Annotated in this window: 21 protein-coding genes; 5 read left to right on the forward strand and 16 right to left on the reverse strand. The window is 70.9% G+C overall.

Annotated features, from left to right (window positions below; genetic code table 11):
- Nucleotides 1–10: 10 nt before the first annotated feature.
- The 4 genes from ACZ6SA_RS01525 to ACZ6SA_RS01540 form a co-directional block, all read right to left on the reverse strand.
- On the reverse strand, nucleotides 11–2,218 hold the full coding sequence (locus ACZ6SA_RS01525) for a transglutaminase TgpA family protein (RefSeq protein ID WP_465825996.1): 2,208 nt from the start codon (nucleotides 2,216–2,218) through the stop codon (nucleotides 11–13).
- Entirely contained in the window at nucleotides 2,206–3,330 is a 1,125-nt protein-coding gene (locus tag ACZ6SA_RS01530; protein ID WP_465825998.1) for a DUF58 domain-containing protein, read from the reverse strand. Before ACZ6SA_RS01530 ends, ACZ6SA_RS01525 begins: the two co-directional genes overlap by 13 nt.
- Nucleotides 3,327–5,498: a hypothetical protein gene (locus ACZ6SA_RS01535; RefSeq protein ID WP_465826000.1), complete on the reverse strand. Its 2,172-nt coding sequence runs from the start codon at nucleotides 5,496–5,498 to the stop codon at nucleotides 3,327–3,329. The genes ACZ6SA_RS01530 and ACZ6SA_RS01535 overlap by 4 nt, the downstream gene beginning before the upstream one ends.
- Nucleotides 5,499–5,604: 106 nt before the next feature.
- Entirely contained in the window at nucleotides 5,605–6,006 is a 402-nt protein-coding gene (locus ACZ6SA_RS01540) for a YbaB/EbfC family nucleoid-associated protein (RefSeq protein WP_347641969.1), read from the reverse strand.
- Between the two features lie 187 nt (nucleotides 6,007–6,193).
- Between ACZ6SA_RS01540 and ACZ6SA_RS01545 the strand changes: the two genes are divergently transcribed.
- Nucleotides 6,194–8,215 carry a LysM peptidoglycan-binding domain-containing protein gene (locus ACZ6SA_RS01545; protein ID WP_465826002.1) on the forward strand — a complete coding sequence of 674 codons (2,022 nt, stop codon included), beginning with the start codon at nucleotides 6,194–6,196 and terminating at the stop codon, nucleotides 8,213–8,215.
- Between the two features lie 154 nt (nucleotides 8,216–8,369).
- On the forward strand, nucleotides 8,370–9,107 hold the full coding sequence (locus ACZ6SA_RS01550; RefSeq protein ID WP_465826003.1) for a hypothetical protein: 738 nt from the start codon (nucleotides 8,370–8,372) through the stop codon (nucleotides 9,105–9,107).
- Nucleotides 9,108–9,113: 6 nt separating this feature from the next.
- Here the strand turns inward: ACZ6SA_RS01550 and ACZ6SA_RS01555 are convergent, their stop codons facing one another.
- The 3 genes from ACZ6SA_RS01555 to ACZ6SA_RS01565 form a co-directional block, all read right to left on the reverse strand.
- A complete protein-coding gene (locus ACZ6SA_RS01555) occupies nucleotides 9,114–10,316 on the reverse strand; it encodes a type II toxin-antitoxin system HipA family toxin (protein ID WP_465826005.1) in 1,203 nt (400 codons plus the stop codon).
- Nucleotides 10,309–11,898 carry a DUF262 domain-containing protein gene (locus ACZ6SA_RS01560; RefSeq protein ID WP_465826006.1) on the reverse strand — a complete coding sequence of 530 codons (1,590 nt, stop codon included), beginning with the start codon at nucleotides 11,896–11,898 and terminating at the stop codon, nucleotides 10,309–10,311. The genes ACZ6SA_RS01555 and ACZ6SA_RS01560 overlap by 8 nt, the downstream gene beginning before the upstream one ends.
- Before the next feature lie 97 nt (nucleotides 11,899–11,995).
- Nucleotides 11,996–12,745: a class I SAM-dependent methyltransferase gene (locus ACZ6SA_RS01565; RefSeq protein ID WP_465826008.1), complete on the reverse strand. Its 750-nt coding sequence runs from the start codon at nucleotides 12,743–12,745 to the stop codon at nucleotides 11,996–11,998.
- Between the two features lie 150 nt (nucleotides 12,746–12,895).
- Between ACZ6SA_RS01565 and ACZ6SA_RS01570 the strand changes: the two genes are divergently transcribed.
- Entirely contained in the window at nucleotides 12,896–14,152 is a 1,257-nt protein-coding gene (locus ACZ6SA_RS01570; protein ID WP_465826009.1) for a serine hydrolase domain-containing protein, read from the forward strand.
- Nucleotides 14,153–14,363: 211 nt separating this feature from the next.
- Entirely contained in the window at nucleotides 14,364–14,813 is a 450-nt protein-coding gene (locus tag ACZ6SA_RS01575) for a hypothetical protein (RefSeq protein WP_465826011.1), read from the forward strand.
- Between the two features lie 57 nt (nucleotides 14,814–14,870).
- Here ACZ6SA_RS01575 and ACZ6SA_RS01580 read toward each other — a convergent pair whose 3' ends face one another.
- From ACZ6SA_RS01580 to ACZ6SA_RS01615, 8 genes are all read right to left on the reverse strand, one after another.
- Nucleotides 14,871–15,641 (reverse strand): alpha/beta fold hydrolase, encoded by a 771-nt coding sequence (locus tag ACZ6SA_RS01580; protein ID WP_347641963.1) that lies wholly within the window; start codon nucleotides 15,639–15,641, stop codon nucleotides 14,871–14,873.
- A gap of 5 nt (nucleotides 15,642–15,646) precedes the next feature.
- Entirely contained in the window at nucleotides 15,647–16,924 is a 1,278-nt protein-coding gene (locus tag ACZ6SA_RS01585; RefSeq protein ID WP_465826014.1) for an RNA polymerase sigma factor, read from the reverse strand.
- Nucleotides 16,921–17,253 (reverse strand): YciI family protein, encoded by a 333-nt coding sequence (locus tag ACZ6SA_RS01590; RefSeq protein ID WP_443150499.1) that lies wholly within the window; start codon nucleotides 17,251–17,253, stop codon nucleotides 16,921–16,923. The genes ACZ6SA_RS01585 and ACZ6SA_RS01590 overlap by 4 nt, the downstream gene beginning before the upstream one ends.
- A gap of 530 nt (nucleotides 17,254–17,783) precedes the next feature.
- Entirely contained in the window at nucleotides 17,784–18,242 is a 459-nt protein-coding gene (locus ACZ6SA_RS01595) for a DUF6355 family natural product biosynthesis protein (protein ID WP_465826016.1), read from the reverse strand.
- Between the two features lie 130 nt (nucleotides 18,243–18,372).
- Nucleotides 18,373–18,579, reverse strand: coding sequence for a basic helix-loop-helix domain-containing protein (locus ACZ6SA_RS01600; protein WP_465826017.1), 207 nt, complete (start codon nucleotides 18,577–18,579; stop codon nucleotides 18,373–18,375).
- Nucleotides 18,580–18,785: 206 nt separating this feature from the next.
- A complete protein-coding gene (locus ACZ6SA_RS01605; protein WP_465826019.1) occupies nucleotides 18,786–19,331 on the reverse strand; it encodes an NADPH-dependent FMN reductase in 546 nt (181 codons plus the stop codon).
- Complete coding sequence (locus tag ACZ6SA_RS01610; RefSeq protein ID WP_465826020.1) at nucleotides 19,328–20,653, reverse strand: LLM class flavin-dependent oxidoreductase; 1,326 nt, start codon at nucleotides 20,651–20,653, stop codon at nucleotides 19,328–19,330. The genes ACZ6SA_RS01605 and ACZ6SA_RS01610 overlap by 4 nt, the downstream gene beginning before the upstream one ends.
- Complete coding sequence (locus tag ACZ6SA_RS01615; RefSeq protein WP_465826022.1) at nucleotides 20,650–20,904, reverse strand: hypothetical protein; 255 nt, start codon at nucleotides 20,902–20,904, stop codon at nucleotides 20,650–20,652. Before ACZ6SA_RS01615 ends, ACZ6SA_RS01610 begins: the two co-directional genes overlap by 4 nt.
- A gap of 232 nt (nucleotides 20,905–21,136) precedes the next feature.
- Here ACZ6SA_RS01615 and ACZ6SA_RS01620 point away from each other — a divergent pair, with 232 nt between their 5' ends.
- Nucleotides 21,137–21,469, forward strand: coding sequence for a putative quinol monooxygenase (locus tag ACZ6SA_RS01620; protein WP_443150495.1), 333 nt, complete (start codon nucleotides 21,137–21,139; stop codon nucleotides 21,467–21,469).
- A 138-nt stretch (nucleotides 21,470–21,607) separates the two neighbouring features.
- On the opposite strand, the gene ACZ6SA_RS01625 is transcribed toward ACZ6SA_RS01620, so the two are convergent.
- A complete protein-coding gene (locus ACZ6SA_RS01625; protein WP_465826023.1) occupies nucleotides 21,608–22,927 on the reverse strand; it encodes an MFS transporter in 1,320 nt (439 codons plus the stop codon).
- Nucleotides 22,928–23,012: the final 85 nt, after the last annotated feature.

Here is a 23,012-nt window from a genome sequence, read left to right on the forward strand (position 1 = left end):
GCCGGCAGCCTCAGCCGAGCAGGGATCGGGGAGACAGGCGGCGGGCGAGCCGGCCCGGCAGCCAGGGCCGCTTCCTGACCAGCCGGTCGACCTCCGCGCAGTGCCGCCAGGCCAGGTCGGCGTCGGCTTCGTCCACGGGCGCGTCACCGAACGTCGCGAGGTTCGCCAGGTCGGCGAGCGCCGTCAGCGGCTCCCGCGCCGGCTCCCCCAGCACGGACTCGGCCCGTACGGCCACCTCGCGCGCCGTCAACGCGCCGGAGCGCGGGATCCCGGCTCCGCGCAGCCGGAACACGGTTTCCCGCCACGCGCCCGTCACCCGGGCCGCGGGTGAGGAGCCGCGGCGGCGGCGCATCCGCCGCACGGGCGGCACGACGGCGACGGCCAGCAGGTACGCCAGTGCCACGCCTGCCGCCACCGCCACCCAGACGAGCGGCCCGGCCGGGGAGTCCCGTTCCGCGGGCTCCGGGGTCGGCGCCGGGGTGGGCCGTCCGGCCGCCGTCGGGGTCGGCTCGGGTTCCGAGGCGTCGCTGTTGATCGCCTGCTCGATCTCCTTGGCCTGCTTCGGCGTGCCCTCCGCCACGTCGCCGCCCCCGCCCGAGCGCGTACGCGAGGGCGTCGGGTAGAACGGCACCCATCCGATCCCCTCGAACCCGACCTCGGCCCAGGCGAGCACGTCCCCGCCGCGCACCTGCCGCACGCCGCCCCCGGCGGCCCTGCCGGGGCGGAAGCCGACGACGATCCTGCTGGGCAGGCCGATCGAGCGGGCCAGCAGCGCGAACGACGCGGCGAACTGCTCGGTCGTCCCCCTGCGCGACTCGGTCAGGAAGAACTCGATGGCCCGGTAACCGTGCCCGGGCGGCGCGGTGACGTCGTTCTCGGCGTGCTCGCGCAGGTAGGTCGCCAGCCGCGCGGCCTGCTGGGCCGGGCCGCGCGCCCCGGCCGTGGCGCGGCGGGCGATCTCGGCGAACCGTGCGCGCTGCGGCGGCGTGCTTCCGCCGGGGCCGTCCGGCAGGCTGACCAGGGCGGGGTCAGCGAGCGGGGTCACGTTCCGCAGCTCGCCGGAGACGTAGCGGCGGACCCCCGACGTCACCTCGTACGTCATGCCCTCCCCCGCCTGCGCGCTGGCCAGCATGCCGGTGGCCGGGTCGACCACGATGCCGGCCCCCTTGGCCAGCAGGGGACGGTCGGCCGCGGGCAACCACGGGCCGGGGAGCCGCTGCAGGGTGAGCCGCTGGCGTACGGTGTCGCGGGCGCCGTCCTGGCCGGGCACGCGCCCGCCCGTGGGGACGAACCCGGCGTTCGACGCCCAGGTGACGCCGTCGAACGTGTCGAGGACGGCCAGCCGCAGGTTGGCGTCGGAGTCGGTGCTGACGGTGAACAGCTCGCGCTGGGGGTGCTGCAGCCACGCCGACACCTGGTCGAGGGCGCTCACGCCGGAGATCGGGCGCGGCGGGGGCTGTTCGACGAGCCGGCGCACGTCGAACGGGCGATCCGCCATGGGCAGGACGGGCGCCGTCACGACGGCGGCCGGCACCAGGCAGGCCACCAGCAGCACGCCCACCGCGCAGGTCCACGCCGGCCGGCCCGCCCTGACCAGCGCGAGCAGCAGCGCGACCCCGGCGAACACGGCCGCGTACGGCACCACGGAGCCGGTCCCCGCGACGCCGAGCACGACGGCGACGGCGAGCACGGGCAGCGCGGCCACGGCGGGCAGCAGGACGGCCCCGGACCGCAGCGCGAGCTCGCACCCTGCCGTCGTGCCCGCCCACACCAGGAAGCTGACCAGCACGATCGCCGGGCTGTCCGGGGCGGCGGGAAGGATGGTGGTCAGCAGCCAGCCGGTCGCGTCGCGCACGCCGAGCAGCGCGGCCCGCGCACCGGCCGGGCCGGGCACGACCCCGAGCCACGCCTCCGCCCGGTAGAGCGTCGCCGACACGGCCACCAGCCAGGCCAGCACGTTCACCGGGATCGTGCCCCACAGCGGCAACCGCCCGGACAGCAGCAGCGACAGCATGCACGGCGCCACGGCGGCCAGGGCGACGACGGGGAGCAGCGCGGCCGGCGGGAACACCCCGTCGAACGCCAGCCCGGCCGTCGCCACGAGCAGCGCCACGACGACCGCCGACCCCGCCCTGCGCGCGGGCGATCCGGCGACCGCCGGGGCCGGTGCCGCGTCGGGGGCGGAGGACGTCCGTGGCGGGGTGGTCAGCGTGGCCATGCGGCCGCCAGCTCGTCGAGGTCGCCGGCTTCGAGGACGGTCACCCCCGCCGCGGCCGGCGGCCCGCCGTCGCGCGGATCCCCGACGCGGACGAACACCACCCGGTCGAAGCGCCGCCGCACCGCCGCCGCGTCGGCCAGCGCCGCGTACGTGCCGCTGACCAGCACCAGCGCCCCGCCGGAGCCGGCGCGGCGCAGGGCCTGCACGGGCGGCTCGGCCCGCGGCTCGCGCTCCACCAGCGCGAGCCGGTCGAGCACCTCCTCCGCCTCTCCGGGGGAGCCCTTGGCGTGCAGCAGCTCGCCCGCCCCCGTGAACAGGCGCACGGGGAAACGGTCGCGGGTCACCGCGCACGCCACCGACGCCGCGATGTCGACGGCCAGCTCGAACTCGTCGTCCCCCTCGTACGCGGAGTGCCGGGTGTCGAGGACGGTCACGGCGCTGGGCAGGTTGACGTCGTTCAGTTCCTTGACCATGAGCACGCCGGTGCGGGCCGTGGAGCGCCAGTGCACGTGGCGCAGGTCGTCGCCGACCACATAGTCGCGCAGCCCGTTGAAGCCGGCCGCGCCGTTCGGCGCCGACCGGGAGGCCAGGCCGTCCAGGTGGCGCCGCCGCCCCGAGGCCGGCGGCCGGAGCGGCACCGTACGCGGCCGGACGAGCAGCAGGTCGGGGCGCCCGTACGCGACGGAGCGGCGGGCCAGGCCGAACGGGTCGGTGCGGTCCAGGCGCAGGGGCCCGACGGGGGTCTCGCCGCGCCGCCGGGTGGGCAGCCGGTACGACACCGTCCGCGCCGTGTCGCGGGCCAGCGCGGGCACCTCCACGGCCACCGCCGTGCCCCGGCAGGTGTCGCGGGCCACCAGCCCCGCGTGCCGCCACCGGCCGGTGTTGCGTACGTGCAGGATCGCCACGGCCGGCTCGCCGCGCGCCACCTTCGCCGGGGTCACCTCCCGCCGCACGTCGAGGCCGGCGCCCCTGAGCGTCCACAGCGCGCCCGCGCCCACGGCGGCGATCCCGGCCACCGCCAGGACCGCCGCCTGGGCGTACCCGAACGGCGCCCCCACGGCGTAGACCAGCGCCGAGGCGGCGGCCAGGCCCCAGCCCGCCCTCGTGATCACTCGCACTCCCAGAGCGGGGCGGCGGGGAAGCCCCCCTTCGGGGTGTCCATCAGCACGTCGTTCAGCCAGCCGCTGCCCCTGCTGGACTCGACCTTGTTCCAGACGTTGCTGCTCATGCCGGTGTCGGTGTCGGTGTAGGAGGCGCCTCTCTGCTGGCAGACGACGGTCATGGTGATGTACTCGCCCTTGGGGATGCGCCCCGCCTCGCCGCCCGGGCCCGGTCCCGGCCGGATGAGCGTGTTCCTGTGGTCGTTGTTGGCGTTGCGGAACTGGGCGGGCGGCGGCCGCAGGTCGGCGGTCGCCTCCGCGCGTTCCTGGCTCTCGCCCGCTTCGTTCCTCGCCCGCAGCGTCCACGTGTAGGACTGGCCGTTCTTGAGCCCGGTGACCTCGGCGCCGGTGCCGCCGGGCTCGGCCGGATGGTCGCCGGGGCCTTCCAGCGTGTACGTGACGCCGCCGTCCCTGGCGTTCTCCGGAGCCGACCAGGTCAGGTCGGCGCCGTGGTTCTTGCCCTTGGCGGTGAAGCCGGCCGGCCTGCCGGGCGCGACGCAGGGACGTACGGGGATCGACGGCTCGGACACCGCCTCGCCGCCGTCGTACTCGGCGGCGACCCTGAACGTGTACTCCTGGTCGCACCGGCCGCCGGTGATGCGGAATTGGAAGGGGCCGTCCGGCCCGGCCTCGGCCGGGGTGACGTCCGCGCCGGGAGGCGCCCCCTTCAGCGAGTAGCCGGTGACCTCGCCCTGGCCGGAGGGCGTGAAGACGACCTCCATCCAGCCGGGCCCCGAGTCGGCCGTGACCGACCTCGGAGGGTCGGGGGTGCGCGTCGGGGTCGGCGTGGGCGTCGGGGTCGGCGTCGCGGTGGTCTCGGTGGGGGTCGGCCTGGAGGTCGGGGTCGAGGTCGGGGTCGGGGTGGCGGTGACGGTCACGGTCGCCTGCGCCGTCCCCGACCTGGTCGGAACCGACGTCGGCGTGCCCGTGGGCTGCTCGGCCGACCGGGTCGGCTGCGCCGCCGTGGGCGTGTAGGTGGGGATCGGCAGGGGCGTGGGCGTGTCCTTCTGGCCGAGCGCCTCGTCGTACTTGCCGACCCGGCGGCCGCTGCCGTCCTTCTCGATGACCAGGGCGGTCTCGCTGAACTGGTCGTTCACCCAGAGCAGCCCGTCCTTGACGAACACCTCCAGCGGCCCCGCCTTGCCCGTGACGACCTTCTCCGGCTCGAACTTCTTGGCCACGGTGTCGTACACGATGAGCCGGCCCGTGCTCTCGTCCGGGATGTAGATCCGCCGGCCGAGCGCCTGCGGCGGGCCGAGCTTGCCGCCCTTCACCGCGACGGTCGTGAGGGCGCCGCTGGAGGTGTTCACCAGGACGAGCGCGCCCTGCGCGGGCGCGAGGACGGGCACGATGTCGCTCTCGGCGACGGCGGGCACCAGCAGGCCGGCGGTGCCCGCGTCGGCGACGGTGCTGGGCAGGCTGACCTGGAGCCGGGTGCCGGTGGAGCCGATCACCATGGCGGAGGCGGCGGCGGAGTTGGTGACCAGCGGCACGCCGTTCGCGATCGTCAGCGTGAGCGGGTCACCCGGCTCGCCGACCTTCACGGCCTTGCCCTTCTGGGCGCCGTCGACCTGGACGAGTGTGCCCTCCTCGGGGACGGGCACCCAGAGCGTGCCGTTCCTGTCGATGCCCGCCTGCCCGAGCGGCGGCTCGAGGCTGATCGGCGTGCCGATCGTGGCCACGGTGAGCGGGTCGAGCTGCTGGACGGTGCCGCCGCGCGGGTCGACGGCGTACGCCTTGCCGGCCGCCATCACGACCTCCGTCCCGGCGGCGCTCAGCTTGCCGGTCTGGGCGACCTCCAGTTGGGTGGAGTCGACGCGGCTGACCTTGCCCGTGGTCTCGTCGACGACGAGCACGTTGTCGCCGTCCTGCACCACCTTGAGCGCGTCGCCCTCGGCGGAGGCGAGGTCGACCCGGCCGTCCACCTGCCCGGACAGGCCGTTGGCGTGCACGACCTCGCCGTTGAGCGCGCTGGCCAGCCAGGCCCCCACGTCGGAGAGCTCCGGCCGGGCGCTCGACACGCCCGTGCCCAGGAACAGGCCGGCACCCACCAGCACGGCGACGAGCGCCGACGCGACGACTCCCGCCGCGCGCCGCCCTGCCGCGCTACGCCACCTCATGGCCACTTGTTCACATCCCGCGAGATTCCGCACATACGTGTCCGCGGACACACTAGGGGCGGGCTCGTACCGTGTTCCGTCCCTTCAAACAACCTGGAAATGTCGCTCAGCGCGCGTCGCGCTGCCGGTCCTCCAGCGCGCGGAGCTGCTCCTCCATCGACGCCTCGTACGACTCCAGCAGATCGTTGAAATGCTCGTCGGGGAGGTCGGAGCCGAGCGTGCCCGCCATGACCGCCTCCACCTTCCGCGCCACGTCGTCCTGGGCCTCCTGCGCGGCCCGCAACATCGCCTCGGCCAGCCGCCGGCTGTCCATGCGCATGGCGCGCGGCGCCAGCTCGACCTCCGTCAGGCGGCCCGAGGCGCCGACCGTCACGCGCACCTGGCCGTCCGCCGCCGCGCCGTGGCCGACCGCCACGTCGATCTCGCTCCTCAGCTCCTCGACGCGGGCCAGCATCTCCTCCGCCCGCGCGGTGATGCGTTCCAGGTCCTCGGGGTCGAAGTCGTTCACCGTACCTCCCGGCTCTCTGCGGGGAGAGTACGGCGGGCGGACTCCACTTCGGAAAAAGTTGAAGAGTGCAAGAAGTCGTTGCATTTATATCCACATCAATGGAACATTTCCCCGGAGTGGCCGGCAGGGAAAACGCCTCACCGAGCGGCGTGCGCGCACCTGCTCCAGGCGTCGGAGAGGTGTTCGTGTGAGTCAAGGGTTCGTGTCCGTCGGCCCCGGCGGTCTCGACGAGCTCGGCAAGGCGGGAAAGGCGTGCGCCGACACGGCCGCCGCGCTGTCCGGGATTCTCCGCGACTTCCAGGCCGGCGCCGCCCCTGACGTGGACACGTACGACCTCATCGAGGAAGGCGCCGCCGAGTTCGCGAAGGGCTACGAGGCGTTCTTCAACGGCCTGTCGTCAGCCCTGTGGCAGCGCGAGACGATCATGCGGCAGCTCGGGGAGGGGCTGCGGGCGGGCGCCGTCTCCTACGACGCGGCCGACAGCGGCCAGGCTGGGGCGCCGCCGGTGGTCCAGGCCGTCGAGCCGCCGTCGCCCGGCACGGTGTCGATCATCTGGAACGCCACCCTGGACATGCTCGGGATGGGCGGCGCGTACGAGGAGCGGCTCGCCCAGATGCGCGAGAGCTGCCTGGCCACCGCAGAAAGCCTCAGGAGCATCCACGACACGCACGTCTCCGCGATCGAGGCGCACGTGCAACGGGCGGACTGGCGCGGCGACGCCGCCGACGCCTTCCGCGAGACCTGGCGCACCCGCGTGAACCCGCCCGAGGGGAACGCGGAGACGCCGAGCCTCGCGGCCCTGGCCGCGCGCGGCGACGAGGCGGCCGCGATCGTCGACAACGCGATCAAGGCCACCCAGGAGACCAAGAAGTACGTCACCCTGCTCATGGCCAGTCTCGGCGTGGCCGTCGGGGCCGGCGCGGCGCTGAGCCTGGGCGCGAGGGCCATCAACAGGCTGGCGGCGCGGCAGGCCCTCGGCAGGGTGGCGCTCCTGCTGTCCGGCCGCCACGCCAAGCTCGGCGCCATGCTCGTCCGCGTCGCCGAGAAACTGGCCTTCCGCTCGGGCACGAAGCTCCTGGGCGCCAAGGAGGCGGGGCGCGCGGCGCTGTCGGCGTACGTGAAGAACTCGGCGCTCGTGGCGGGCACCAACTACGTCAACTCCAGCCTGGCGAACACCCTCAGAGGGAAAGAGGACCCGTGGGGGGTGAACGTCAAGATGGCCGGCACCCTGGCGGGCCTGTCGGTCCTCGGCGGAGGGGTCGGCTTCGTGAAGGGCCTCGCCCCCGTGGCTCGGCTGGCGCAGAACCACCCGATGGCGTTCGCCGTCGGGCTCGAAGGGGCGCTCAACGCGGGCGCCAGCACCGGCCTCAGCCTGCTGTACGACGGCAAGCCGCTGGGGGCGGCGCTGAAGGACGGCCTGACCGTCGGCGCCGTGAGTGCGATCTTCGGCGGCGGCTACGCGCGTCTCCTGCGCGACAGGACCGGCCTGCGGCACCACGCCTTCCACAAGGCGGACAAGTGGGATCTCAAGCTGTCGGCGGCGGACCCGTCGAAGCCGCTGACGCCGATGAACGCGCGCTTCACCCCGCGCCACCTCTTCTCCTGGATGGACCCCGCCAAGCACGGGTACGTGCCGGTCGTGGGGAGAGGCGCGGGCGACCCCGCGACCGTCTGGGCGCCGAAGAACAGCGTGTCGGCCAGGGCGCGGGAGTTCCAGCTGTGGAATCCCCAGCCGGCGCTGAACAAGATCAGCACCTGGCCCAGGGCCGTGCAGGCGCCCGCGCAGGGGCTGCTGAACTTCAGCTCCAAGCCGGTCAGCGCCTTCCTCGACGGCTCGCCGTTCGTGAAGGGCCGCCTGCTGGGCCTCCTGCCCGGAACGATCTCCTACAGCCTGGTGCCGCGCGGCCAGGTCGACACGCCGGCACTGTCCGTCCCCGAGCACGACGACTGGACGTCCGGTGCTCCCGCCCCGCAGCCGGAGCAGGCCGTCCCCGAGACGCCGCCCACGCTGGGCGGCGGGGAGCGCGTCGTGGCGCCCGGCGACACGCTGGGACACATCGCCGTGGACGAGTACGGCGACCCCCGGCACGCGCGGACCGTCTACGAGGCCAACGACGACATCGACGGCATCACCCCTGATCACATCGAACCCGGATGGCGGCTGGACATCCCCGAGATCCCCACCGGCGAGAGGCCTTCCGGACCGTAGGAGCACGCTGATCCGGATCGAGCCGCAAACGCTGCTGACCGCCGGCGCGCTCTGCCACGAGGCCGTGCCCCGTCGGCGCCACCACCCCGCTTTGACAATTAGCCGTTTCTTGAAGTGATACCTCCCGTCAGGGATGGCCGCTAGCCTCGGCCGAATGTTCTCCGCTATCAGGAAGTCCGCGATGGCCGTGGTGGCGCTGGCCATGGTGTTCGTCGCCGGCGCCGCACCCGCGAACGCCGCCGGTCTGGGCACGTACGGCGATTTCTCCCGCATGTTCGACAAGAGCGCCGGCCAGTTCTGGTCGGGCTCGTGGCGCAACCAGTGGGCATGGGAGCCGAAGGGCGGCAACGTCTCGCACATCAGGTGGGGCGACCCGGCCAAGTGGCCGCCGGCCAACTACGAGAAGTTCGAGCGCGTCGGCGACTGGGTGAAGCTCGACGGCTACGGCAACAACGAAGGCATGCTCAAGCAGCGCGTCACCAGGGAGCAGATCGGCGACGTCAACTGCAAGAACATGAAGCCGCTGCTGTCGCTCGACGGCAAGCAGCACTATGTGAAGTGGACCATCCAGCCGGAGGCGTACTGCCTCGAGGCCTGGGGGAAGATCCTCATCCCCGGCGGCACCGACGTGGACTTCTACCACAAGCAGGTGTGGTTCCCGCCGTCCGGCCCCACCTGCGCCAACAAGTACTTCGCGGGCCGGACCTGCATCAAGCAGTTCGAGATCTGGAAGGACAACAACCGGGGCAACGGCGACGTCGGCGGGCCCCTGGAACTGCGCCACCAGCGGGACAACATGTTCGCCAAGGGCATGGGGCCGGCGTTCATCATCCACAACTACTTCCCGAACAACGGCTGGCAGGCCGAGCTGCGCCAGGCCTGGACCTACTGACCCACCTCATCGCCTCGCCTCTGCGATCAGGGGAAGCGACCCCAGCCGCTTCTGCACATGATCGGCGACGAAAGGGGGTACAGACTTTTCGGCCCTGACGTGCGGCCACGTCTCGACGAGCGTGGCCGCGGTGTCTTTGACGACACTCGTGACCCAGTCGGCGTCGAGACCTGCGCGCCGGGCCAGGTTCCGAAAATTGTCCAAAGTGATGAGCTTGGCCACTTTGCCGCCGTTCACCGCGAAGGCGAGCTCTTCGGCGCGGAACTCGTCATAGGAGGACACGGAGACGAAGTCGTAGGCCGGGGAGAGCCGGGGAGTGATGCCGTCCGGATATCGAAGCGTCCAGTTCTTCAGATGAGCGTCGAGGTTCCCCATGACCACGATCGCGGTCAGCCTGCGCACATATTCGCCCAAGTCCTGCGGGCAGACCGCGCCGATGAACTTGGCCAGCCCGGCGTACGTCGCTCTGTCGTACTTGGAAGCCACGGCGACCTCCCTGATCTGCGCGAAGTCCTCCTGATGAACGCGGCCCGCGGCCGGGCGATCGAACCGCCGCACCGCGAAGGCACTCTCCTCAGGATGGATCAGCCCATCCGGCAGACCGATGAGTTCTGCTCCGTTCACCAGCCTGATTTCCGGCACCTCGATGCCGACCAGCTTCGCCCACTTCAGCATGGAGTACTCGTTGGCGGGAACCTCGGGAAAACGTCGATCGGGAAGCTTGACGATCCAATCACCGCCCTGTCCCGACATGGGAAGGACCAGCCCTTTCCCTTCCCAGCGCATGGAGAACTTCGCCTGCACCCCGGCCAGCGAGAAACAAACCTTTCCTGTGCCGTCGTCACGTGACAGGGCAGCCGGTTCCGGGATGGCGGGCACGTCGGATTCGGGCACGACACGTACGTTGCCGGGCAGATCCTCCCCCAGGAACATCAGCACCTGAAAGTCATGCGGATGAGCTCGGCCGAGTTCGCGTCCGATCAGGCTGCGCAGCCCGCTGCCCGGCTCCGGCAGCAGATTGGCGAACCACTCCGGCACGGAGCCGCTCGCCATCCGGCGTTTGCCCGGATTCGCCTCGAAGGCCTGCCCGAGGACGGGATGCGCAGGAGCTCTGTCCTCGTAGTCGAACCAGGTGTTGCCATCGCGATAGCCGAGGGTGCCCACCCGGCGATCCCCGAGAAACACCCCGGCCGTCGCCGTGTCACTCATGGTCCTCATCCTCATCGAACAGCGCGGTCACATCCGGCCCGTCCGGAAAACCGAACAGTGCACGGCTCTGGACATGGCGGTAGATGGCCTCCTCGACCTCGTTGGCACGTCTGACCATGAAGCTGATCTGTTGCCCGCCGCGCAGCAGCGCGAGAGAGCCCTCGTCCAGGCAATGGCTGGCCAACACGCGCTCGTCGAGGTCCTGGCTCAGGAGCAACTCCGCGACGTCGCCGACGTCGTGCGGCTGGATGAGCCGGTTGGCCAGCCCACTGTCCAGAGCCCTTCTGCCGCCAAGGATGGGAACAAGTGGTTCGCCGCTTTCGAGCAATCGCGCGGCGTCGATCGGTTCGCCGAGACGGTCGGGAGAGAGGTGCCTGGGGGTCAGAGACAGCAGACCGAGGATGTTGACCTTCGCCTGCGCGCGATTGAGGCGAGTCTGCGCGATGTCGGGTCTCCACGGCGACACCGCCGGGAGGAGCTCGAGCAGCCGTTGAGCGCTTGAGAGCGGGTCGGTGTGCACGGCCGCCGCGCCCCGCCGCAGCCCCACCGTGTTGCCCTGAGGCGCCACTCCGAGAACCGCGCCGCGCCAGATCCAGCGACAAAGCAGATCCGCTGTCCTGCCTCCTGGCAGACCGAATGTCGCCATGAACCTGGCCAGCACCGGGATGTAGAGGGCGTAAGGAACGAGCTTGGCATGGGGAATGCCAGCCTCATCGCGCAGGAAGTCAATGACGTGGCCCAACGCCATTTCCGTACGGGCAAAAGCGTTGCGCCGATCGTCCTCGTCGGCGAACTCGTCGCGAAAATCCCGATCCACCTTCGCACTGCGGATGGCCAGCAGGCTCTGCAGGAGGATCTGCTCGGAGATCTCCCCGAAGCCGAACGTCCGAACACTGCTGCTCAGCGTTCGCAAGTCGCCCGGCTGCTGCTCTCCCGTGATCGAATGCAGTGCGTTGAAGACCTCCGCGCTCTTCAACGGCCTGCCGAAGGTGTTCATGCGGTCGAAGATGTCGCGCAGAACTCGATCATCCTCACCGGTGACGATGTACAGAGGGATCTTGTAATCGCGTACGGCCGCCACCACCTGGTCCGCCAGCGCGATCTGCTCATTGCTCAGGTGCGGCCGAGCACGGATCCACGCGTTCGTCCCAGCCGTGTCGAGAACGAGAGACATGGGCAAGTGAAAGTTCCTCGGCCGACGCCGGCGTGGCAGTGATACGAACGTTTGGCGAGCGAGGTCGAAATATATGCGAAAACGCGGGTCGACAGTTTCTTCGGTGGCGGTCAGCGCTCCGACCAGACTGGTGATCCGCTGCTGGCCGTCGACCACCCAGTACGCATCTCCGGCCGCCTCGGCCTCGATCTGAAGATGACCGATGAACACTTTTCCCGCCTCCGCGGGACGCTGCCATACCAGCACGTTACCGATGGGATATTTCCGGAAAATGCTGTCGAACAACTGGGTGACGTCGTTACGCTCCCACCGATAAGAGCGTTGGAACGAAGGCACCCGTATCCGGCCATCGAGCGTGAGCTCCACCAGATCGCCCAGTGAAATGCTATCGACCTTGGGTCGAGTCACTGCAGCCACCCTGGCCTCCCCTCGCGCCGACCACTTTAGTGGTTCCGCCGGAGGCCAGGCCTGCGCGCCCGCTGGGTAGCCTGTCCGGCGGGAACGGTCAGCCTGTGTGGCGGGCGACCAGTGCGAAGCGGCGTGCGGTCGCCCGTAGCGGGCGGCCGCGCTCCATGTCCTCGTGCAGGGCGCGCAGCCGGTCACCGTAGCGGTGCACGTCGAATCCGGGCACCTGCCACGAGACGATGCGCAGGAACAACACGAGCGCGCCCACGTCGCCGATCGTGACCGGGGAGCCGGCCTCCTGCCGCCAGGTGACGTCGAGCCCCGCGTCGGCCAGCCCCGCGCCGGCGGTGGCGAGGTCCCAGTGCGCGTCCTCGTGCGGGGGCCCGCCCAGCGCGGCGTTGATCTCCACCAGGTCGCGGCCCCCGACCTGCTGGGTGACAAACGTGCCTCCGGGGGCCAGCAGGCGGCGGACCTCGTGCGGGTCGTACGCCTCGTGCCGGTTGACGATCAGTTCGAACGCCCCGGTGGGGAGCGGCAGCGCCCCCTCTCCGCCGGCCGCGACCACCTCGACGCCCAGCGGTTGCAGGCGGCGGCGGGCGACCGGCACGTTCGGCGGGTGGCCTTCTGTCGCCACCGTGCGCGGGGGCAGCGGAGCCAGCGACGCCAGCAGTTCGCCGCCTCCGGTGCCCAGGTCGAGCAGCGAAGCCGTGCCGGGCAGCCGCTCGCGCACCATGCCCGCGTAGTCCCACGGCAGGTCGCCCGCCGTCGTCATGCGGCCGTCGAACACGGCGAAGTCCCAGCCCTCGAACGGCGTGGCCAGCGCATCCTGGATCAGCTCGTCGTACCCCATGCCGCGATCATGCCCGCTCTTCCGTCTCGCCCCGGGTCAGGGCCGATGTCATGACGCCGGGATGACGCGTGTCATATCGAGGCGGTGACTCCCCTGACTGCCGGCCACCTGCCCGGATCCACCAAGATATTGCTCATGATCTCCCCTCGTATGCGACACACCAGGCGGCTGACCGCCGCAGCCGCGCTGCTCACCACGGCGACCCTTGTGGCGGCTCCGGGTACGGCCGCGGCCGCTCAGGATCCCGCGCTCGACCGGCAGGCGCTGCAGCAGTCGCTGGACGCCGCACACAAGGCGGGGATGTACGGCATGCTCTCGACGGTCCGCGACGGGAACCGTACGTGGCAGGGCGCCACCGGCGTCGCCGACGTGACCACCAAGCGGCCGATGAACCCGAGGATGACGCACCGGGTCGGCAGCATCTCCAAGACCTTCGCCTCCGTGGCCGTGCTGCGGCAGGTGGAGCGCGGCACCATCGAGCTGGACGCCCCCATCGGCCGCTACCTGCCCGGCCTCGTCCCCGGCGAGCGCGGCGAGCAGATCACCGTGCGGATGTTGCTCAACCACACCAGCCACATCGCCGACTACCTCGCCCCGGCGTTCCCGTCGCTGCTGGAGGGCAGGACCGACAGCCTGGACGAGCACCGTTTCCGCTCGATCAAGCCGGCGGAGCTGGTGCGGATGGGCCTGGAGGGCACACCGACGGGTGAGCCCGGCGCGACGCCGGGCTCCTACTCCAACACCAACTACGTGCTCATCGGGCTGCTGCTGGAGAAGGTGACCGGCGAGAGCGCCGAGCGCCACATCACGCGCAACGTGATCCGCAAGGCGGGCCTGCGGCACACGTCCTACCCGCGCACGCCGCGCATCCCCGGGGCCCACTCGAAGGCGTACGAGTCGTGGTACGGGCTGATCGACCCGCCGCGCGACTACAGCGTCTACGACATGTCCTATGTGCGCACCGCCGGTGACGTGGTGTCCACGATGGACGACCTCAACCGGTTCTACCGTGAGCTGCTGCGCGGGCGGCTGATCGGCGCGGAGCAACTGGCCGAGATGCAGAAGACGGTGCCCGTGAGCGTGGGCGGCGGATACCTGATCTACGGCCTCGGCCTCTACGCCGCCGACCTGCCGTGCGGCCGGTTCTGGGGGCACGACGGAGCCGTCTTCGGCATGGGCGCCCAGTCGCTGTCCAGCCCGGACGGCAACCGCCAGATCTCGTTCGGCATGAACCTCATGAAGTACCAGAAGATCGGCGATGACGGCCAGCTGGAGCCCAGTGAGATCGACACCGCGATGGCGAACCACCTGCTCTTCGCGCTGTGCGGGAAGGGCGGCGCGACCGCGAAGTCGGAGAAGAAGCCGTTCGTGCCGCTTCCCACGAGCCGGATGGCCGTCAAGCGCTGACCGCCCGCCGCCGCGTCCCGCAGCCTGATCGCCGCCGTGGCCGGCGGCGATCAGGCGGGGGTGGGCCACGGCCAGGCCCACGCAAGGTGCTTCATTTGTGGATTTGTCCACACACGCTTCATGTGTGGATTTGTCCACAGATGATCGCGGCGAGTCTCCGTAATGTCCCTGGTGCCGGGAACGACCGGCACACGACACGGGGAGGAACCCAATGCGTAAGACCCTTGCGATCGCGACCCTGGCCGGCTCGATGGCCGTCACCGGCATCGCTCTCACGCCCGCCGCCCAGGCGGCCACGCAGTCCACCTCGTCGACGGCCGTGTCGACGGCTGTGTCGACCACGGTGTCGACCACTGGCGCCTCCTACGGCGGCAGCTGGGGCAAGTTCTTCTCCAGCGACCACAAGGCGTACACGTTCGGGAAGACCTGGAAGCGGCACGGCAAGGTCCACACGAAGTGGTACGGCGTCGACAAGCGCGGCGGCAAGAAGGCCTGGGTCTGGTTCGAGGTCTACCAGAACGGCCACTGGAAGAAGTTCAACAAGGCCTGGGACGGCAAGGTCGCCGGCAGCTGGAGCGGGCGGGGCATCAAGCAGGCCTACACGTTCACCTGCTGGGCGGGCAAGTTCGACAACTGCGGCCGCAAGTACCGCATCTACTAGACACTGCCACAGCGCGATCACCGAGGCCCGGCGGCCACCCGCCGGGCCTCGACCATGTCAGGAGAGGAAGGACCGGAGGTGCGGGGCCAGCACCTCCCACGAGACGTTGTGGTCCTGACCCTGCAGCACCGTGTGCCGGGGGGACGGCAGGAGGTCCACCAGCGCCTCGGCCGCGGCCAGGCTCCACGCGCCGGTCCCGGAACCGGTCAGGATCAGGGCAGGCGCCTTGACATCGGCCAGCTCGGCCGGCGGGCGGCCGTCACCCATGATCGCGGCGTCGTAGGCGAGGGTCGGGGCGATCGCCTCCATCGACGCCCACATGGGCGCCTGCCGCATCTGGCCGATCATGCCCGGCGGCATGCCCACGGAGCTCAGGAAGAGCGCCATGGCGTCCCCGCGACGGCCGTCGGCCAGGCAGGCGGCCAGCTCGGCGGCGTACGCGCGGGCCCGCTCGGGGGCACCGGCGTCGAGCTGGAACGGCGGCTCCCACAACGCGAGCCGGGTGATCGGCACCCCCTCGGCCGCCGCGCGCAGCGCCAGCACCGCGCCGGAGGAGTTGCCGAACACGGCCGCGGAGCCGCCCGTCGCGGCTATCACCGCGGCGAGGTCCTCGATCTCGCGCCGCACGTCGTACGGCGGGGTGTCGCCGCTGTCGCCCCGCCCACGCCGGTCGTAACTGATCACCGTGTGCCCGTCCGCCAGCAGCTCGGCCAGCGGCGCGTGGACGCCCCTGGCGCAGGAGGCGCCGCTCACCAGGACGACCGGGCTGCCCGAGCCCAGCAGGTCGAAAACGATCTCGGTTCCGTCGGCGGAACGTGTGGAGGTCATGGTCACTACCCCTTCCGGTGGTCCGTTTCGCCCTCCCCACGAACGGCGGGCGCCCCGGCGGACACCTCGCCGGAAGAAATCCCGGCGAGACGCCGGGCGAGGTAGCGGCGTTCCGGCTCGGTCGGGGCCAGCGGCAGGGCCTCGCGGTAGGCGGCGGCCGCCTCGGCACGGCGGCCCTGGCGGCGCAGGAGGTCGGCGCGGGCGGCGGGCAGCAGGTGGTAGCCGCCCAGCTCGGGCGCGAGCGCCTCGACGAGGGCCAGCCCGCGCGCCGGATCGGCCATCCCCACGGCGACCGCCCGGTTCAGCCGGACGGCAGGGGACGGCACGAGCGCCTCCAGCCGCCCGTAGAGCGCCGCGATCTCGGCCCACGGCGTGCGTCCGAAGGAGTCGGCGCTCGCGTGGCAGGCGGCGATCGCGGCCTGGATCTGGTACGGCCCCGCCCGGCCCTGGCGCAGCACGCGCTCCAGCATGGTGACCGCCTCGCCGATGCGCTCGTGTTGCCACAGGGAGCGGTCCTGCTCTTCGAGCGGCACCAGTTCGCCCGCGTCGAGCCGGGCCGGGCGCCGGGCGTCGTGCAGCTCCATCAGGGCCAGCAGGCCGGCCGCCTCCGGCTCGCCGGGCAGCAGCGAGACGAGCATCCGCCCCAGCCTGATCGCCTCGTCGGACAGGCTCCGCCGGATCAGGTCGTCACCGGCGCTGGCCGCGTACCCCTCGTTGAACAGCAGGTAGAGCACGCCCAGCACCGTGGTGAGCCGGCCGGGCAGCTCCGCCGCGTCCGGGACCCGGAAGGGGATGCCCGAGTCGCGGATCCTGGCCTTGGCCCGGGTGAGCCGCTTGGACATCGTGGCCTCGGGGACCAGGAAGGCGCGGGCGATCTCGGCCGTGGTCAGCCCGGCCAGGGTGCGCAGCGTCAGCGCCACCCGCGACTCGAACGGCAGGGCGGGGTGGCAGCTGGTGAACATGAGCCGCAGCCGGTCGTCGCCGTACGCCTCCTCGCCGTCCCCCGGCCGCGCGGGCCCGGTCACGGCCAGCTCGCGCAGCTTGGCCGCGCCCACGGCGGCCCTGCGGAGACGGTCGATCGCCCGGTTGCGGGCGGTGGTGGTGAGCCAGGCGCCGGGCGCGGCCGGCACACCGTCGGCCGGCCACCGCTGGAGCGCCTGGGTGAAGGCGTCCTGAGCGCACTCTTCCGCCAGGTCCCAGTCGCCGGTCATCCGGATGAGCGTCGCGATGATCTGCCCCGACTCCTCCCGGAACAGCGCGTCGGCCGTCTCCCGGACGTTCACGGCAGCAGCGCCCGCACCTCGATCGTGCCGTGCCGCGCGACGGGATGGGCCATGGCCGCTTCGAGCGCCTGCTCCCGGGTGGCGCACTCGATCAGGCTGAACCCGGCCACGACCTCCCTGGCCTCGACGAACGGACCGTCTGTGAGCAGGACCTCGCCGTCACGCGCCCGGACCGTGGTGGCCCCGGCCGGCGCCTCCAGACCACCGGTCTGCACCAACCGGTCCCCCTGGGCCTCGGCCCACGCCTTGCAGTCGGGCAGGAAGCCGGGATCGGCCAGCATCGCCTCGTGGGCCTGCTGATCTCCGCAGATGAGCAACAGGAACTTCATGCTCAGAGCCTAGGCCCCCGGTCGCGGCGGCCGTTGACGATCATGCACGGGATGGGATGTGCCGGATCGAACACCCCGCGATGGTGGGCGTGCACCATGTCGTCGCGTTCACCCGCCGGGACGTGGTCGCGGAAGGCCACCCATTCCTCGGGGAACAGCCGCGCCGCCCCCCGATAGTGTGCGCAGCATGGCCCCGGTTTCATGAACCGCCAAGCCGCTACCGCGGCGGAGAGGCCATGCGAAAAGTCTACGATCACGGCACCGGGCGCTACCCAGATCGACGAGCTGACGGCTACACGTGCCCGGTTACGTGAGGCGGCATGGAGCTTAACCCAGATGGGCTCGAACTCACCGGCTGCTGTAGACGGATCTTCGAGAAAAAGAGGGATCGGAAAAACCACCAAGCGATTCAGATAATTGGCAGGGCGGCCAGCAATGGAGCAGGCCGCCTTGCCGATTATCGCTCACTTGCATGAATGGCTAAGTAGGCGCAGCGAGACTTCGAGCTGGGCCTGAGTGGGTAGGCTTTGTCAACACCCGCCGATGTCCTTCGCACCGCGTATGTCGCCGATGCCTGTCCCACTTTGACCCAGAAGGGTTACCGACTTAGGCGGAGTGCACCTCGTGCTGTCGTCCATCCAGACAACATCCACGCTGATTTTTATCTTGTAGATTGTACAGTTCCGCCAATAGGCGTACGGCCCTCCCGGGCTGTATTCGGTGAAATATCCGCATCCGCTGGGCGGAGTATCGGCACTCGCGGTACCTGTAGCGGTTACACCAGCGCCGATCACCAGCGCCGAAAGCATGACAGCCTTTGGAATGAGCGTTGTTAAGCGCGCCTTCATTTCTTCTCCATCCCCTTCCTTGGCTTGACCCTGTGAATGAATCTCGGATGATGTCAGCCCAATCGATGCCTCGGGCTTCTGTGCTCGCGCATAGATGCCGCGCCTCGCTGGCCATGAGTAATCATCCACGATCACTGTCATAAGTTCGTCATAACCGTGACACGACGAGAGGGGATGGGATGGATATGAGTTCAGAACCTTCACTTGGGTCAGACTCGCAGTCTGAGCCGTTCGAGTTCAGCTGCTTCTCTTTCTTTTGCGCTGCCGCCTTTCAGGTTCCGAAGTTCCTGGAAGAATTGTCCGTCTCGAACGCCAGTTCTCGCGCCTCCGCGTTCATCCATTCCAGATAATCGTCGCTACCTGAAGCAATTCCAGTACGTGCCAGAGCAGCGCCCTCGTCGACGCCCGGCACGGTGGCCAGAACCCGCGTGTAACCCCTCACAACCCAGTCCCTCTTGAGGCGAAAGGCGCTGATCACTAAACCCTACGGTAGAGACATCGGGGTAGTGGACGCGCTACGTCGAGCGTCCCCGTCTCGTAGGGCTCCACCGGTGGATAGAACGTCCTTTGACCCATGGGCTCCCAGACATACCACCCGGCCCGGGGGCCGCGTATGTCGTACGCCGTGGTACCGGACCCCGGCGCACGCCGGCCGCCCCGGTCGGAGACGGGGCGGCCGGACGCTCAGGGGTGGGCGGCGAAGCGGCCGACATCCTTGCGCGCGGACTTGAGGGCCCCGGCGACCTGGGGCGCGACCCGGTCCGCCCAGGGCGCCAGCACCTCGCCCAGAGCCGGGATCTGCGATTCGAGCACCGCCAGCCCCGGGCTGGGCACGGCGGCGCCCAGCTCCACGAGCAGCGGCCGCAGGTGCACCTCGACCGCCAGCGCGTGCCGGGGGTCGCCCATGACGAGCAGCGGCAGCGCCACCGTGCCCGCCAGCGCGTCCGGCGGCAGGCGGTCGAGGAAGGACTTCAGCAGCCCGGTGTACGTGCCCTTGTAGGTGGGGCTGGCCACCACCAGCACCTCCGCCTCGGTCACCAGCTCCAGCGCCACCTCCACCCCGGCGTGCGAGCCGGGCGCGAGCAGGTGGGGCCCGAGCGCGGACAGGTCGACCACCTCGTGACGCCCCTCGCCGCCGAGCCCGCGGGAGATCGTCCCCGCGGCCTCGGTGGCCACGGCGAGGGTCCTGGAACCCGCCCGGGGATTGCCCACCAGCGCGACGACGCTCATGGGGCCACCGCCGCCGCGCGCCGCGCGTGCGGGGACGGGGGTCTGGCCAGGCCGTAGTTCTCGCGTAGCGTGCGGCCTTCGTACTCGTGCCTGAACAGGCCCCTGACCCGCAGTTCCGGCACGACGTGGTCGACGAAGTCGGACAGGCCGCCGGGCAGGATCGGCGGCATGATGTTGAACCCGTCGGCCGCGCCGGCGAAGAACCATTCCTGCAGCTCGTCGGCGATCTGCTCCGGCGTGCCCGCCACGACGCGGTGGCCGCGCCCGCCGGCCAGGCGGCCGATCAGCTGCCTGACCGTGAGGTGGTCGCGCCTGGCCAGGTCGACGACGAGCCGGCGGCGGCTCTGCGCCCCCTCGTTCTCCGCCGGCACGTCGGGCAGCGGCCCGTCCAGCGTCTCCTCGGTGAGGTCGAGCCCGGTCATCCGGGACAGCTGCCGCAGCCCGTACGCCGGGATGATCAGATCTTCCAGCTCCTTCTCCAGCCGCAGCGCCTCGCGCTCGGTGGAGCCGATGATCGGCGAGATCCCGGGCAGGACGAGCAGGTCCTCGTGCCGCCTGCCGTGGGCGGCCAGGCGCCGTTTGAGGCCGGTGTAGAAGTCCTGGGCCCCCCTGAGCGTCTGCTGCGCGGTGAAGACGGCCTCGGCGTGGCGGGCGGCGAACTCCGTGCCGTCCTCCGACGACCCGGCCTGGACCAGGAGCGGATGGCCCTGCGGGGGGCGCGAGGTGTTGAGCGGGCCGTTGACCGCGAAGTGCTCGCCCACGTGCTCGATCGGGTGGATCTTGCGGGTGTCGGCGTAGTGGCCGCCCGTGCGGTCGCGCAGGACGGCGTCGTCCTCCCAGCTGTCCCACAACTTCCTGGCGACCTGCAGGAACTCGTCGGCCCTGGCGTAGCGGTCGGCGTGGGAGGGGCGCTCGACACCGAAGTTGCGGGCCTCCGGCTCGCCGGCGGAGGTGACGATGTTCCAGCCGGCCCGGCCGCCGCTGATGTGGTCGAGCGAGGCGAACTTGCGGGCCACGTGGAAGGGCTCGTTGTACGTCGTCGACACGGTGGCGATGAGACCGATGTGGGAGGTGACGGAGGCCAGGGCCGACAGCAGCGTGAGAGGTTCGAGCCGGTCGAGCGCGTTGTGCCGGATGTTGCCCAGGGCCAGGCCGTCGGCGAGGAAGAGGGAGTCGAGCGTGCCGCGCTCGGCGATCGTGGCGAGCTCCTGGTAGTGGCGGACGTCGGTGAGTCTGGCCGGCTCGGTGCGCGGGTGCCGCCAGGCGGCCTCGTGGTGGCCGACGCCCATGAGGAAGGCGTTGAGGTGCAGCTTGCGGGTCACGTGGTCCTCCGCCCGTCCTGCTCGTCGGGCTCGGCGAGCTCGGCGAGCTCGGCGAGCTCGGCGAGGTCCACGACGGCGGCGAGCTCGGCCTCGTCGTCGGGCAGGTCGTACCAGTGGACGTCGCCGGGAAGCCGGAGGGTGTCCTCGGTCTGGTGGGCCATGGGTGCTCGCGCCTTTCGTTGCTGTGGCCGCGTCGCGCGGCGGGTGCCGGCGTCCGGCGGGCACCCCTGGGCGGTTCTGCGAGTGATCACGATGGTTCCTCTGGAGAGAAGAGAGGTGGGGCGGTGGTACGTGATCAGCGACACTGCGCGCTGGCGACGTGGCAGAAGTCCACGTGCGGGCGGCGGGTCAGATGAAGGCCCTGGCTCATGCCACGAAGGTACGAGCCCGCACCCCTAAAGTCAATATTCCCTACTTGATATTAGGGAAATACGGGAGCCGATAGGCTCGGCCCGTGGCGCCGCCGACCGTTGGAGCAGTCAAATGATCTTCATCACCGCCAAGTTCCGCGTCCTGCCCGAACACGCCGACCGCTGGCCGGAGATCACCGCGGAGTTCACCGAGGCGACCCGCGCCGAGCCCGGCTGCCTGTGGTTCGACTGGTCACGCAGCCTCGACGACCCCACCGAATACGTCCTGGTCGAGGCCTTCCGCGACGACCAGGCCGGCGCGGACCACGTGGGCTCGGCCCACTTCCGGCAGGCCCGGCAGACACTGCCGCCCCACCTCGCCGAGACCCCGCGCATCGTCAACACCACCGTCCCGCAGGACGACTGGTCGGAGCTGGGCGAGATGGCCGTGCCCTCCCGCGACTGACCCGGGCGCGCAGCCCCGGCATGCGGGCGCGCGTCCGGCCTCCTGCTTCCCGCCGCGGATCCGCACCGGGCACGAACGTACGCCGCGCGGGAGGAGGCCCGGCGCCCCTCGCCCCCGCGCGGCGCGATGGTGCCCGGTTCAGAGCTCGGGCGCCACAACCGGGGCGGCGACCTTCTCGAGCTTCCGCACCGAAGCGGTGTACCTGATGCCGACCACGGCCACCAGGCTCACCGCGCCCAGCACGGTCAGGAACACGGCGACCGGCATGGACGAGCCGTACGCGGCGTACAGCGCGGGGAAGGCCGGGGTGACGGCGCCGGCCACGGTGCCGCCGGCCGCGTACGCGATGGAGATGCCGCTGTAGCGGACCCTGAGGTCGAACATCTCGCTGAACAGGCCGCCCTGCGCGCCGGCCATGATGCCCTGCACCACCGCGGCCACCAGGAACGCGATCAGCGCGGGAACGGTCTCGCCGGTGTTGACCATCGCGAACATCGGGACCGGCCACACCACCGCCGTGATCGCGCCGACGATGTAGAGCCGCTTGGCGCCGAAGCGGTCGGACAACATCGCCGACACGATGATCGCGATGATCCACACCGAGGTCGAGGCCAGGATCAGGGTGAGCAGCGTGTTGCGCTCGAAGCCGGCCACCTGGGTCCCGTAGGTGAGCATGTACACGGTGACCGCGTAGCCCACCGCGGGCGGCGCGATCGCGGCCAGGCCGCCCAGGATGAGGTTGCGCGGGTGGTGGCGCAGCAGCTCGGCGAAGGGCACCTTGCTGATCTTCCGCTCCTGCTTCGCCCTGGCGAACTCGGGCGTCTCCGACAGGCGGAGCCGTACGACGAAGCCGACGATGACCAGCACCGCGCTCAGCAGGAACGGGATGCGCCAGCCGTAGGAGAAGAACGCCTCGTCGTCCATGCCGGAGACGGCCAGGAACGCCAGATTCGAGGTCAGCACGCCGATCGGCACCCCGAACTGGGCGAAGCTGCCGTAGACGGCGCGACGCCCCGGTGCGGCGTTCTCGGTGGAGATGAGCAGCGCGCCGCCCCACTCGCCGGACACGCCGAAGCTCTGGACGAGACGGAGGGAGACCAGCAGCAGCGGCGCTCCGATGCCGATGGCCGCGTACGTGGGAAGCGTCCCGATGAGGAAGGTCGAACCGCCGGTCAGGATCAGCGTGAGGACGAGCATCGACTTGCGGCCGATCCTGTCGCCGAAGTGACCGATGACCGCGGCCCCCAGCGGCCTGACCAGGAATCCGGCGGCGAACGCCGACAACGACGCGAGCGTGGCGGCCTCGGGCGACGCGTCCGGGAAGAACAACCGGGGGAACACCAGTGCGGCGGCGGTGCCGAAGATGAAGTAGTCGTACCACTCGATCGACGTGCCGATGAAGCTGGCGGCGAAGAGCCCTCTGGTGGATGGAGGCTTGGACGTGCCGTTGTTCGTCATGGGTGGCACTCCTCAGAGCGGGGGTGGGGTGTCGGCGGTTTGCGGAGTTGTAGGGACCGTATTTCGCCCGGCGCCGTAGATCGTG

Source organism: Nonomuraea sp. NPDC049378 (genome assembly GCF_055586745.1).

What these genes read in the sequence shown, in the direction of transcription:
- ACZ6SA_RS01525 (WP_465825996.1), bottom strand. Translation starts at nt 2,218, where the DNA reads ATGGCCACGCTGACCACCCCGCCACGGACGTCCTCCGCCCCCGACGCG.
- ACZ6SA_RS01535 (WP_465826000.1), bottom strand. Translation starts at nt 5,498, where the DNA reads ATGAGGTGGCGTAGCGCGGCAGGGCGGCGCGCGGCGGGAGTCGTCGCG.
- ACZ6SA_RS01550 (WP_465826003.1), top strand. Translation starts at nt 8,370, where the DNA reads ATGTTCTCCGCTATCAGGAAGTCCGCGATGGCCGTGGTGGCGCTGGCC.
- ACZ6SA_RS01555 (WP_465826005.1), bottom strand. Translation starts at nt 10,316, where the DNA reads ATGAGTGACACGGCGACGGCCGGGGTGTTTCTCGGGGATCGCCGGGTG.
- ACZ6SA_RS01565 (WP_465826008.1), bottom strand. Translation starts at nt 12,745, where the DNA reads ATGGGGTACGACGAGCTGATCCAGGATGCGCTGGCCACGCCGTTCGAG.
- ACZ6SA_RS01570 (WP_465826009.1), top strand. Translation starts at nt 12,896, where the DNA reads ATGCGACACACCAGGCGGCTGACCGCCGCAGCCGCGCTGCTCACCACG.
- ACZ6SA_RS01575 (WP_465826011.1), top strand. Translation starts at nt 14,364, where the DNA reads ATGCGTAAGACCCTTGCGATCGCGACCCTGGCCGGCTCGATGGCCGTC.
- ACZ6SA_RS01580 (WP_347641963.1), bottom strand. Translation starts at nt 15,641, where the DNA reads ATGACCTCCACACGTTCCGCCGACGGAACCGAGATCGTTTTCGACCTG.
- ACZ6SA_RS01590 (WP_443150499.1), bottom strand. Translation starts at nt 17,253, where the DNA reads ATGAAGTTCCTGTTGCTCATCTGCGGAGATCAGCAGGCCCACGAGGCG.
- ACZ6SA_RS01595 (WP_465826016.1), bottom strand. Translation starts at nt 18,242, where the DNA reads ATGACAGTGATCGTGGATGATTACTCATGGCCAGCGAGGCGCGGCATC.
- ACZ6SA_RS01605 (WP_465826019.1), bottom strand. Translation starts at nt 19,331, where the DNA reads ATGAGCGTCGTCGCGCTGGTGGGCAATCCCCGGGCGGGTTCCAGGACC.
- ACZ6SA_RS01620 (WP_443150495.1), top strand. Translation starts at nt 21,137, where the DNA reads ATGATCTTCATCACCGCCAAGTTCCGCGTCCTGCCCGAACACGCCGAC.
- ACZ6SA_RS01625 (WP_465826023.1), bottom strand. Translation starts at nt 22,927, where the DNA reads ATGACGAACAACGGCACGTCCAAGCCTCCATCCACCAGAGGGCTCTTC.